This window comes from Mesorhizobium robiniae, assembly GCF_040545535.1.
GTDB classification, from domain to species: domain Bacteria; phylum Pseudomonadota; class Alphaproteobacteria; order Rhizobiales; family Rhizobiaceae; genus Mesorhizobium; species Mesorhizobium robiniae.
The window spans coordinates 1-13,602 of record NZ_JBEPMC010000023.1 but is presented as its reverse complement, the minus strand read 5'-3'; the positions used below and the strand labels follow the sequence as shown (position 1 = coordinate 13,602).

The 13,602-nt window shown below is 57.0% G+C and carries 5 protein-coding genes and 1 pseudogene; all 6 read left to right on the top strand.

All coding sequences use genetic code 11. From position 1 onward, the window contains the following. Positions 1-1,086: 1,086 nt before the first annotated feature. Positions 1,087-8,349: a type I polyketide synthase gene (locus ABID19_RS33695; protein WP_263807199.1), complete on the top strand. Its 7,263-nt coding sequence runs from the start codon at positions 1,087-1,089 to the stop codon at positions 8,347-8,349. A 519-nt stretch (positions 8,350-8,868) separates the two neighbouring features. Beyond that, complete coding sequence (locus ABID19_RS33690; RefSeq protein WP_263807200.1) at positions 8,869-9,561, top strand: 4'-phosphopantetheinyl transferase family protein; 693 nt, start codon at positions 8,869-8,871, stop codon at positions 9,559-9,561. Positions 9,562-10,038: 477 nt separating this feature from the next. After that, the gene (locus ABID19_RS33685) at positions 10,039-10,260 is read left to right on the top strand and encodes a hypothetical protein (RefSeq protein ID WP_412177322.1); all 222 of its coding nucleotides are present in this window, start codon (positions 10,039-10,041) and stop codon (positions 10,258-10,260) included. Positions 10,261-10,618: 358 nt separating this feature from the next. Next, complete coding sequence (locus tag ABID19_RS33680; protein ID WP_263807201.1) at positions 10,619-11,857, top strand: ATP-grasp domain-containing protein; 1,239 nt, start codon at positions 10,619-10,621, stop codon at positions 11,855-11,857. A 519-nt stretch (positions 11,858-12,376) separates the two neighbouring features. Beyond that, entirely contained in the window at positions 12,377-12,826 is a 450-nt protein-coding gene (locus ABID19_RS33675) for a group II intron maturase-specific domain-containing protein (RefSeq protein WP_354494813.1), read from the top strand. A 543-nt stretch (positions 12,827-13,369) separates the two neighbouring features. Continuing rightward, positions 13,370-13,501, top strand: a pseudogene (locus ABID19_RS33670) (diaminobutyrate--2-oxoglutarate transaminase); the annotation flags it as partial. Between the last annotated feature and the right edge of the window lie 101 nt (positions 13,502-13,602).

Sequence of the window (13,602 nt, the reverse complement as noted above, 5' to 3'; positions counted from 1 at the left end):
CCTAGCTTGATGGAACCGTTGTTGGCCTGCTCAGCGCGGCAGACCTGCAATGTACAATCAGCCTCGTTAACCGCTGATCGGCGAGATATACAGCATTAGAACTCGGGCACCATCTGGCCGAGCGGTGGCCATGGAAGGGGCCAGGATTGGACTTGAATGGCTCCAAAAATGGCTGGTATTCGCAGAGGGAAGGTGCTTCGCCCAATGAGTGCTTGAACGTACCGCATAGGAGCATCGGCAAGCGACTTCACTTGGATGTTTGATCCCAGGCTGATCCAGGAGGCGATACCAGCGCGCTCAAACCAGGATCACAGGTTGGTCGAACTGGTGGCTTTGAACGTCGCAACCCTCCGAAATGGTTGAAGGATTCCTTGCCGCTCACGAGCAACAAAAATGTTGCAACACAACTCTGACTGATTGGCCCTTGTCCGCCGCGCCGGCCCAAGTCGTCCACCTATGAAGAGCGTAAGACCAAAGGACGGCGCGGGCGAGCCTTCGGCTGAAGGGCGCTTCTGCCGGCACGCCTCACCTGCGGCTGGTGCGATGACGAATATTGCAAACAATAAAAGTATATGCATTTCGCAAAATTATAACATAGTGATAGCAAATAGTTATAGCTAATTAATTTATATCGTAAAATTGTTAAGCGCAATTAAAATAACATTACAAAACTTTTGTCAACACGTCTTCCCGTCAGTGGTACACATAGTGTCGAAAGATTTAGCCTCGGGCCGAAGAAAGATCATCCCGATCGCGGATTGTCACTGGCTTATTTCGGAGAAAACGATGCGGGCGATGCCGTCTACACCAAGAATGCCGCGCTAGTCCTATGGATGGATCAGGTCGAGAGAGTGACATATGTTTCTGCTAGATACATCCCAGCCAAGCGACTTCCATTGGAGCCTTGCCGAGCGCTCCCGCACCCGTCGGCCGCCTCATCTTCGACGATCCATACGAATTCGGATGCGTCGTGGCTGTCAATGAGGCGAAGCACAAGCGTGTCGGCCTAATCATGAAACTTTCCGGAACCGCCTCCAAAAAGAGGCCTGTATTTCAAGCTGAATTGAAGTAGAGTAGTCTGAAAAAATGGAAAAAGTTTGCAATAAAAGCACGGCACTTCTGAGCATCGTGAAGAAATCACTTGACCCATCGTATCGCATAATTTGCTTTCCGCATGGCGGTGGTGGCGTCCAGTCGTTCCGTACCTGGTCTGGCTATCTCCCCGATGACGTTGAGCTTATTTGCCTGGATCTTCCCGGGCGCGGCAAACGGGCAGAGGAGGCTGCCATCCGCAGCATGGACGTACTGGTACCCATGGTCACTGAGGCGCTCCGCGGGTACAGCGACCGGCCTTTTGTTTTCTTCGGTCATAGCGTAGGTGCCCTCGTTGCTTACGAGATCGCCCGTTCCCTGGAGAAGGCCCGTCGGCCATCTCCCTTCCATGTTGTCGTGTCTGCTCACAAGTCGGCGGTTGTGCCGGCGGATGAGCCGCCAATGTATAGATACGTGGATGATAAGTTAACCGATGTGGTCCGGATCCTTGGCTTGGTCCCCAAGGAGACGCTGGCAAATGAGGAACTCCTGCATAACTTCATCTTGCCGCCGTTGCGGGCTGACTTCGAACTTGCGGAGACGTACGACCGGGACTTACCAACGCCTATCAACGCGACGATCACCGCAATGGGGGGAGTGCAAGACGAAACGATCAATGCCAATGACCTGGACGAATGGCGTCGGCTTACGACGTCGCGCTTCGCCCGGATTATGTTTGATGGTGATCACTTTTATACCCATTCCATGACGGCAGAAGTGGTATCTACCCTCCTACGTGAAGTTGGGGAGGTAAAGGCACAACTCCCAGTTTCCATTCGAATTGGCGAGGCCCTACCTTATCCCGAACTACCACTGCATGACCAGTTTCGCAAACAAGCGGCCCTCAAACCGGAGGCCCCTGCCGTCGTCTCAGAGATTGGGGTCTTGACGTACGGTGAGCTCGACGACCTGAGCGAGCTTCTATCCAGACACCTCCTCGGACATGGTCAGAGCCGAGGTTCCCGCGTGGGTATCCTAATGGATACTTCACCTGAATACGCCGTTGCGCTGTTCGGCATTCTTAAAACAGGGGCGGCTTACGTCGTGCTTGACAAAGCGCAGCCCATGGTCGCGCTACAGCGAATACTTGAGAAGGCATCTGTTGAAATCGTTGTCACCAACAACCGCTTCGCAGCTAACCTTCCGCCTGACTGGCCCGGTATTGTGCTGTCGCTCGATCAGGGTTGGGAAGTAAAAATAGGGACGCCCAGTCCGGCGACTCCCAAACCGGTAGATCTCGATGCGCCGGCCCAGATTGTATTTTCGTCCGGCACGACTGGTGAACCGAAAGGGGTCGTCTGCCCTCACCGTAGCGCTGTATCCTCTCACCAGTGGCGCTATTGCGCGCTGCCATACGCGCCGAATGAGCGTGAGGCGGTCAATCTCTTCTTGGTCTGGGAGATAATGCGGCCGATCCTCGCCGGGATTCCAGCCTATCTGATCCCTGACGAAACTATCTACGATCCGCACCAGCTGGTCGACTACCTGGAACGAAATCGAATTTCCAGAACATTCTTAACGCCTTCACTGCTTGATGTGCTTCTCAGCAGCGGTTCCTTGGATGTGCCCTCCCGCCTTCCGGATCTCCAAATGATCTATTTATCAGGGGAGGTGACAACAGCGGCGTTGCTTATACGTGTGAGGGATGCGCTGCCGCACGTCAGAATCATCAATTACTACGGCGCGGTGGAGGCACATGATGTCGCGCATATTGACTTGAGTGAGATTGATCCTGCGACAATACAAAAGGTCGTCCCGGTCGGTCCGCCTCAGCACAATGCCAGTGTCTATATCCTCGGGGAGCAACGCGACCCCGTACCACTGGGCTTTTTGGGCGACGTCTTTGTCGGCGGCGATGTCTTGGCTCATGGATATCTCGACAGCCCGGAGATGACACGCGAAAGGTTCTTTGCCGATCCATTCCGCGCTGATGGCAAGATGTTCCGCACTGGCGATCTTGGCCGCATGCTGTCCGGCGGCCAGTTGGAGATTATTGGGCGCTGCGCTTTCATGGTGAAGATCCGAGGATATAGCGTCGTCCCCGGGTCTATAGAAGCTGCTTTGCTTCGCTACTCCGGCGTCTGCTCTGCAGCCGTTGTGCCGGAGCTCGATCCGACTTCCGGTCAGTCTGATCGGCTGATCGCCTATGTAGTCTTGCGGAGTCAGTGGAAGGGGTGGCAGGCTTCTTTGCGGGCGCATCTGAAATCTGAGGTGCCGCACTACGCAATCCCGTCAGAGTTTGTTGCTCTGAGGGAATTACCCATTGCGGCCAACGGGAAACTTGATCGGTCGCGCCTCCGCAATGTCGCAGAAGCGGCCTGCACTCCAGCGACAGGTGCCGACGACGTCGAGGCGGCACTTCGCGCAGCCTGGTGCGACCTTCTCCAGGCCGAACCCGCTGATCCGACCGATAACTTTTTCGACTGCGGCGGACACTCCCTCCTGGCTGCCCGTCTCTGCACGCAGCTTCGTGGGAGTCTGAAGGTGGAGCTCCGGGTCGTGGAGGTCTTCCTCAACCCGACTTTTAACGAACTCGCGGCTCTTCTCCGCAAGCGCGGCGGCGAGCAGCGACGTCCCCCAAACCGGAAGCTCTCCAACACACCGAAAGTCTCGGCGGGCAGGGCTGATCTAAAGGCGTTCGACGGGCGACGCGGCCCCGGTATGGACATTGCGGTGATTGGTATGGCCGCGCGCTTCCCCGGCGCGGAGACGGTCGACGCACTCTGGGAAAACCTTTGCCAAGGGGTCTGCTCGATCGCCACGCTCTCCGCGCAGGAACTCAGGGCCCAGGGCATTCCGGAGGCTGTCCTGAAAAGCTCAGACTACGTGCGGGTGGGCGCCCACGTCAACGGTGTGGACCTTTTCGATCCGGATTTTTGGAGCCTTTCGAGTCATGAGGCAACTTTAATGGACCCACAGCATCGCCTGTTCCTCGAATGCTGCTGGAAGGCGCTCGAGTCGGCCGGATATGCGCCAACCCAGCATGAGGGACGGACCGGGGTATTTGCCGGTTCGTACCTCCCCCTCTACCTATTACACCATTTGAACGGAGGCGGCCTAGTCGATCCCGACAACGCTCCGCTCGCTTTGCTGACGGAACTCGGCAATGATAAGGACTATCTTGCCTCGCGCGTGTCCTACATGCTGAATCTCAACGGCCCGAGCATCGCGGTGCAAACCGCATGCTCAACAGGGCTCGTGGCAATCGGGGTGGCTGCTCAGTCACTCGCGGCCGGCCATTGCGACATGGCGCTGGCCGGCGCGGCGAGCATCATTTTTCCTCAAGCGGGCTACCAGTATGTCAAAGACTTCATCAATTCTTCGGACGGTGTGTGCCGAGTTTTCGATGCCGATTCCAGTGGCACGGTGATCGGAGATGGAGTGGGCGTCGTCGTTCTTAAGCGCCTCGAAGAGGCCCTCGCGGCGGGCGATCCAATTAAAGCAGTATTAAAAGGATGTGCCATTAACAACGATGGCCGCTCCAAAACGTCCTACTCAGCGCCTAGCGCGCGAGGCCAGACCGCTGTTGTGCGCCAAGCGCTCGCCTCCGCAGCACTCGGCGCTGAAGACGTGGAATACATCGAAACTCATGGGACTGGCACTAAGGTCGGCGACCCGATCGAGGTTCAGGCTCTTGCCGAGGCCTTCGCAGGGCAAGAGGAAACGGGAAACGCCTGTGCGCTGGGGTCAATTAAACCGAATATTGGCCATGCCAATGCCGCCGCCGGGGTCGCGAGCTTTATCAAAACAGTGCTCGCCCTTCAGCATGGGGTAATCCCCCCGACTATCAACATTAATCGACTGAATGCAGATTTGGGTCTGGAGAACACGCCCTTCTTCGTAAACGAGCAGCTTAGATCCTGGCCCCGTCCGCAGGGACGGCTGCGAACCGCCGGAGTCACCGGCCTCGGAATAGGCGGAACCAACTGCCATGTCGTGCTGCAGGAATGGGACAGCGACAACGCAAGGTCTTGGCCCGGATCGATCGCGCGGGGTTCCCATGCCTTGTGTCTATCCGCCAAGACGCCGTCAGCGCTAATCCGAGCTTGTCAGAACTTGGCTATATTCCTGCGGCGCAACCGGGATGTCGATCTCGGTAACGTTGCCCATACGCTCCGGATGGCACGATGCCATTTCGATTATCGAACCGTCATTGTGGCGCGCAACTTAGATATGGCCATCAAGAGGCTAGAGGAAGAAGCGGATCGAACGGCTAACCGAATTCTTTCCTCACCGTCGATTGCGTTCATGCTGCCGGGCGGCGGTGTCCAGCACGCGGGAATGTTCAAGGATCTGTTCGAACACGTTACTGACTTTCGCGAGCCGTTTTTGAAGTGTGCTGCCGCTACTCGCCCCATCCTGGGTTGTGAAGTGGAGGCATTGGTATTTGGGGAAACCGACGGTTACGCGAACGCATCGTTCGAAGAAATCAACGTCATGATCTTCTCCGTGCAATACGCCATGGCAAGTTTGCTGGAAGCGTGTGGCGTGCATCCCGATTACCTTGTCGGACACAGCATGAGCGAATACGTCGTGGCCACCCTAGCAGGCATTCTGAAATTGGACGACGCTATAGCCTTAATGGTTGCGCGCGGTCGCGCGATGGCGAATCTAGGTGTCGACGGCGCTATGCTTGCGGTCAGATGCAGCCCAGAGGAGGCTGAACGCATTCTCGAGGAGGACGCTTGGCGTGACCGGGCTGAAGCTGGGGAGATCAGTGTCGGAGTCGTCAACTCCAAATCCAGTGTCGTGTTTACCGGAAAGCGGGAACTGATTGAAAGACTTCATCAAGAGCTCGAAAAAGCAGAGGTTCCCAACCAGATCCTCAACACAGCTGGCATCCCCAGCCATTCTCCTTTGATGAAGCCGGCGGGTGAAACTATTGACGCACATGTCCGCGCGCTTGAGCGGCAAGCACCGAATTTGGCGATAGCTCTAAATTCAGGGGGATATCTGCACCGACCGAAAGTGCCCTTACCAGTGACCTACTGGAGTAGGCAAGCACGCGGATCGATCCGTTTTGACCGCGCTTTGTCGGCCATTGTGGCGGCCGGTGCAACTGCACTTATTGACCTTGGGCCGTCGTCGAATCTGGCGCGTTTCGCACATGAAGCGATCAATCCAGATGATGATGATGAGATCACAATTTCGGCAATTGTAGCAGCCGCACGAGACAAAAACGACCAAGAGTTCAACGACCGCCATGCCATTCTGGAATGTCTTGGGAAGCTATGGTCCTTGGGTGTAGAGGTGGATTGGAATCGAGCCAGTGATCAATTAGAACCCTTGGCATCCCGCCGGCGGATTTCCCTTCCGACATACTCGTTTGATCGCCACCGTTGCTGGCCGGATATCCAGTCTGCTGGTCCGCCGCTTCTGCCACACACGGACGAGCGTGAGCGGCGCAGGGGAGAGGCATTCACCTATGCCCAGACTTGGACAGAGCAATTGCTTCCCCGCACGCTGATCCGCAATTGCAATACAAAGACGCAGCGTTGGGTGGTACTCGCCGATCAGCCTTCCGGGAAACTGAAGTGCGTGGGCGACGCGCTGGCAAACAGCATCACGCAGCGATTGGAGGAGGCGAATCATGAGGTTGTTCGTGTTTGCCGACGAGTCAAATCATCGAACCCACCCATGAAAGCCGAGGGATCTATCATCACGATTGATCCTACCCGAGAAGGCCTGAAGGAGCTCTTCGAGGCCGAGATCGCCTCGGATCGTCCCGCTGACCGCGTTGTCTGCCTCTGGCACCTGAGCGGCTGCGCCGACCAGTCCCGGGATCCCGGTACAGTGGAGACTGATCTTTTGCGGAACTATGACGCTATACTCGATTTAGCGCGAGTTCTCGCTACCCTGACATTCCACACTCCGGTCGACGTCTGGATTGTCGGTGACCGGATGGCCCAAGTCGGTGACGAACCGGTTGATCCCGAAAAGGCTTGCATCTTCGGTCCCGCCATCGTGTTGCCCCAGGAGAACCCGACCGTCACTTGTCGTGTTGTCGACCTGAACATCGACGATCCGGGGATCAGCGATCGGCTGGTCGCTGAAATCGGGCGTGACGTGCCTGGTCCCAATGGGCTCGTCGCGCTACGCGGGAGCCGGCGGTGGGTGCCGCACTTCCCCGAGTTGGCGCTTGCCGCACAAGCTCCCGGAACGGAGATCCTGCGACGGAATGGCGTTTATGTGATAACAGGAGCTCTTGGGCGGATCGGTCTTTCCTTGACAGAACATCTCATAACTCTTGGGGCGACGGTCGTCGCTATAACCCGCCGTGCGGTGCCCGATGCTTTGGACTGGAAGTCCGCCAATGTCGAGGAGAATGGCTGGATGCGCCGATTGGCCTCGCTTGACGACGCAAGGGGCCGGGTGGTTCTTCGCGAGGCCGACGTGTCGGATTTCGACAGTCTGCTGGGTGCGCTCGATGCCGCGGTTCGAGAATTCGGACGGGTCGACGGTATTTTTCACGCCGCCGGACTGGGCCATTTGAAGTTCCTTTCAGAGATGAACGACACGACCTCTGCCGGTGAGTTCGCCACCAAAGTCGTGGGGACACGCAACCTTTACCGTGCGGTCCAGCGGATACACTCGGTATACGCGCAATCACCGGAGTTCGTGTTCCTTTTCTCGTCCCTTGCGTCCATCCTCGGCGGACCGGCGATGGCCGCTTATGCGGCGGCCAACAGGTTCATGGACGCTTTTGCGCGCCAAATGTTCGGCAAACCCGGTGTCCGGTGGATAAGTTCCAACTGGGATGACTGGGATTACTCCTACGACGAGGGGCAAGTGACTTCCGCTTACGCGTCGTCCAAAGCGAGGGATCTGGCACTGACTCCTGACGAAGGAATTGACATCATCGAGCGCATCTTGGCAAGCGTCGATAACAGCCAAGTGATCATAGCGACGCGGCCGTTGCCTCCTCGTATAAGGCAATGGAGCGAGCAAGGTCGGACAATTTCGAACTGCGGCCCGGACATAGACAACAAATCCTCGCCGAAAGAAGTCGGAAAGGTGAACGAGGACGCTCAAAGCGACGATCTGAAGGACGTCTTCCTCAGGGAAGTGAAATCGTTGTTGAAAGCCACGGAAGTAAGGTTCGAAGATAACTTCTTCGACCTTGGGGGAGATAGCCTTCTCGCCACAGCACTCCAACTTCGGTTAAAAAATAGCACCCGCTGGAGGCCGCCTCGACTGGATGAGATCTTTAAGGCAGAAAACTTTGGCGATCTCTACGAGCGAATCTGCCAGACATGACCGTCAGTCGCAATAGCCGCAGAAACGGCGGGAGCATCATGCCGTGCAATGCTATCTGTGACATCTGGCAAAGCGTGCGGACAGCTGCCCGCTGCACACCGACTGGACAATCCAGCAACGATCAACCCATCACGACCCGTTCGACTGCAAGGCCGACGGGGATTAGCCAGCTTCCCGGCACAGGCTGCACAGGCACATTCTGCTTCTCTCTTGGTTATTTCTCAATCACTCGGTCGCAGTTTGAAGACTACGGCCATCCCCATCTTCATTTCGGCGCGATTCCACAGCGTTGGTGCCTAGCGGTCGCGATCCTGATCTATGATGTCGGGCTGGCGTCAGAACGGGCCACATACTCCTGCCTTGGATCATCAATCGATCAAAATTGGGCAGATCACTGGGTCAACGGCGATGGTGTCTAGGCTGGGCCCTGTGGCGGCGAGCGCGGCCCCCCGCATGCGCGCCTCAGCCGTCAGGCACCTCATTGCTCTTTCTGCCCGTTCGCTTGGATTTCTTAGAGACGTGACCTTGCACGACACGGGATACGTCGATGCGGTTCTTGTGCATGGCCGGTTCGATTTCGAGAGCTACACCGAAGATCTGTTTCATAAGCTTGCCTTGGCCGTCCCTCCCAGCTTGTCCAAGGCACTACCGTTACGCCGTGCCGAATTTCTGGCCGGTCGCGCAATGGCGCACTCGGCCTTGCAGGCGCTGAGCCAACATACTACCGAGATTCCCATCGGTTCCGACCGCGCCCCAGTCTGGCCAAAAGGCTCTGTTGGTTCAATAACCCACGCACGGGGACATTGCGCCTGTTTCGCCAAAGGCGATCCAGGCTGGCAAGTCGGTGTCGACGTCGAGGCAATAGCCAGCGGCCATGCGCTGGAATCGATCCTGAGCATGACGGCTAACCAGTGTGAACGTGCCTTGATTGCACGACAGACGGCGATCCCTCCAGATCGATTGGCAACGCTGCTCTTTTCGGCAAAGGAAACACTCTTCAAAGGACTGTACCCGGTGGTGCGGCGCTTTTTTGGGTTCGACTGTGCTGAACTACGGACGACCCCTTCAGACGGATGCTTGCGGCTGCATCTAACACAAACCCTTTGCCGCGAGTTACCTGCGGGCGAATCCTATGACATCCGCTTCAATATCACCGCCGACCGGGTATTAACTTGGCTAGCCGTGCGTCGGGTACGAAGCAAGTGTGCTTAGCCGAAACGCATGTAAATATAGCGATCTCCCTTCTGCCTTATCTTTTCGAGGTAATCAGGTCCCCCGTGCGTGATTTTAGCTATGAACATCATAAAATCTGGGAGCCACCGCCACACCTGATATCCCTATTGGGGAGATGTCAAACCGGCATTTCTGCTAGCGATCGAGGCACAACGTCTTGCCTCCTGCTGAGTGGGTGCGGGCGAGCGCCAGCAGCTCCGGGCCAGAGACAGCCGATTCCAGCCGGCGGATCCTCAGCGCGGGCTTGTGCGGCGTCAGCGATACGCGTTTCAACGCCTTGCACTGCCCCAGACACAACCTCTCCACTTGCTGGAACATTGCCTCGCCCGGGGTCGTGCTGTTCCGCATCGAGCGGGCACAGGTCTGAACAGTCCCTTCTTGGAAGAAGGGGAAGTCCGCCCAACCGTCCGAGCCAAGTCGACGCAAAAGCGAGGGCGTCGCCGACCGGATCCGCTCATGAAGGTCACAGGCCAGTTGCGCGCGTGGTTCGACGAAGAGCCTTGGCGGACGAGCCGCGAATTACTGGTGTGTCTGCAGGCGGAGCAGCCGGGACAATATCTTGATCCGCCTCTGCGCACGCTGCAGCGGCGCTTGAAGATCTGGCGGAAGGAAAAGGCACACGCGATGGTGTTCGGCCCAATGCACGTGGAGCCGGCAATCGAGCTGATCGTGCATTGATCGAATCCCAGCCCAGGGGAACATTATGGTGAGGCAACGGAAAGATCGTTCGGGAGCATTCCAGGGTGAGGCAATACGTTCTCTCCCAGATCGACGCGCTATACGCCTCTGCGACTCGGCCGGCTGCGGCGTCTCCTGAGCATCGCAACCCTGCGAAATTCATCGAGACACTCCGTGCCAGACAGCCAGAATCAAAACACTGCAACAGATCCTTCAAACAAATTCACAGAAACTTTGTAACCCCACACCGCCAATAATAGTACCTTAAGCCAAAGTCTGAGGTCAGGCAAAGCTAAAAAGCTGATTCCGGCTTCGGCTTGGGCCGCCCCATCGCACTCAACCTCGGAGTTACCAGCCAATGGCAAGAAGAGCATTTATCCTGGTTGAAGGCCATCCAAGAGGTAATGGTCTGCGATACGTCCAAGCGGCCAAGCGTCTTGGTCTTCATGCAATTACCCTTTCGGCTGATCCAGCTCAGTACGACTATATTGCGGCGGAAAGAAGTGAGGCAATCCGTGTCGATACAGACGATCTCGATACGCTGATCCGCGAATGTTGCCAGCTACGTGCGGCGTATGACATTGCTGGCATCGCTGGCTTTGCGGGCGTCGACGAGTGGGTCTCTGCAACGGTTGGCAAGCTCTGCCGGCATTTCGATCTACCTGGACCGAACCCCGTATCCATCGAACGATGTTGTGACAAATTCGTTCAACGTCAGCTCCTCGCGGAGGGCGGCGTTCCAATGCCTGCTTATCGCTTGGCCGCGAATGCGACGGATGTAGAAAGCTCTGCCGCGGAGATGGGACTGCCGGTTATTGTTAAGCCAGCCGTCGGCAGCGGCAGCAGCGGTGTCCGTTTGTGCCGCAACGTCGATGAGTTGGCCGAACACACGACCTATCTATTGGGCGGGAAGCACATGTGGCGGTCATCGCCGAGGATACTGGTCGAAGAATTCGCACAGGGCCCATATTATCTCGCTCAGATAATGGGAAATGAGGTCATTGGGATTGAAGCCGGCGACCCGGGGCCGCTACCGCATTTTGTATTTTGTGCGAGCAGCTTTCCGGCCCAGCTGACTGATGAGGAACATGAGCGTATCGTCGATGTTTCTCTAAGCTGTTTGCGAGCTCTCGGCCTTGGGTGGGGGCCAACCTGCATTGAGTTCCGTTGGACAAAGCGTGGCCCAGTCGTCATTGAAGTGAATCCGCGTCTTGCTGGTACGCCCAGTCCTCAACTGGTTCAGCTGGCTTACGGTATCGATCTCATCGGTGAACACGTGAAGCTTGCCATCGGCGAGGAATGTAATTTGCGCAGACGGCATTCGCAGACTGCGAGCTCGCGGTTCCTACTGCCTGATCGCGATGGCATCCTCGATTGCATAGATGGTGACAGTCGGGCGGCTGGTGTACCAGGTGTTGCCGAAGTCAAATTCTATGTTGAACGCAAGACGCCGATCGTCAGGAACGGCGATTACCGAGACTGGCTCGGACATGTCATCGCCGCTTCGCCCAATCTTGCTCGGACCGAGGCGATACTTCAGCGTGCCGTCGACTTGATCGATTGGTCGATCACACCATTTTCGACGCTTGGCGAATAGGAACAAGCTGCAACCCCTCGTCTTCTCCGCAGCGTAGGTCGACGAGGATGCTTATCTTCGTTTGTGGGAACTTCCATCCTGTGGAGGACATTAAGGCGGCACTCGTGTGCAAGCGACAAGCGTTTTCTGGCCGATGTGTGTGACGCACTATCGGCGGGGGGCAGATTAGATCGTGCGCTCGGGGACGCAAGCAGATCCGAGTTCGCCAGGTTTGTGCGCGGACAGGCCCTACCCTAAATTCTCCATTGCCGGCAGAGTGATCGCGATATTTGACGGTGCTCAGCGCGACGGGGTGGGACGACAATTGCGCTACGCCATGTACACGCCTGCGCTACGCCATGTACACGCCGACTTCGACGTTCGTTGCCGACGCTGAGACGCGCGACCCGAGGCGAAGAGCGCGGTGGCGCGACCGGAGGAGCGGAAGTTCCTTGGCTTCAGCATCTCGAATGACGGGAGCGAGCGGCGCATCGCGCCAAAGGCTGTCGCCGAATTCAAGGCGCTGATCCGGGACATGACATGCCGGACACGGGACTCAGTCTGCCGCAGATGATCAAAGAGTTGAAGCCATACCTTATCGGTTGGGGCGGCTACTTCGGCTTCTGTCAGACGCCTCGAGTACTCACACATCTGGAAGCGTGGATCCGCCGGAGATCTACGCATGTATCTCTGGCGGCAGTGGGGGAACGGGCACAACCGCTTCAAGGAACCACGTCGTCATGGCGTACCAAAGTTCGGCTGCGGTTGCCGCCGGTTCACCGACGGGATTCTGGCGCATGTCAGGACACCCGGCGGTCCAACAAGCTCTGCGCAACCATTACTTCGAGTCTCACGGTCTCCCTCGACTTCATGTCTCTGCCCAAGCTTAATCCGATCGAACCGCCGTGGTACGGACCCGTATGCCCGGTGGTGTGGGATGGGCGGCGCCGCGAGGCGTCCCCCTATCCCGATCGAATCCCCAATCCTTAAATCGTAACCACGTCCTAGACCCAGTCTATTCCGGAGAGCGGGGTTGGGGTGCGTCTGGCGCCCAAGCCGAAGCGCTTCACTGTGCGCCAAGTCACCACCTTGCGTGCTGTCTAAGAACTGGTCGGTGGCGCTGTTCCTGAATTCGGTTTTGGGCTGCCGGATCGTGTCGCCATGTCGTCGCCACGCGCCGTCTTCACGGCGGTGAGAAACCTGGCCGTGATAGGGCAGCACCATCTGGCTCGGTGGCCCCGGCTAACCAACGTTATCTGGAGAGCGCGCACAATATGCTGCTCAAGATCAAATGCAAAATGCTCTATATCCAAGCTTTTTACGATATGTCCACTTTCACAAAGCTTTCGAAAAATAAACTTAACACAAAATATCTTTATGCGGCGCGAGGATTAGGGTAGGTTGGGGGTGCCCGTCTGCCGAAGACGACGTCTTAAACCCGGCAGCTTCTATCTTTGGTCCCCTCGACGGATCTGCGAACGCGGCCAAGAGGCATTTGCGGTCGAGTTCGGCCGGTTTGGGTTGAGGAAGATTATGGTTCAAGAGTGTACCTCCAACTCGCTATTTGCCTTCGAAAATCTCGAATCGAACGTGCGGTCGTATTCGCGATCCTTTCCTGTCGTGTTCAGGAAGGCCGCAGGAGCCATTCTCGGAGACGAGAATGGTTTCCACGGCGAAGGCCGAAGAGATGCTTCGTCTCGTCCGCATCGCGGACCCCGAGCGCCGCGTCAACAACTATCCTCACGAAATGTCGGGCGGGATGCGCC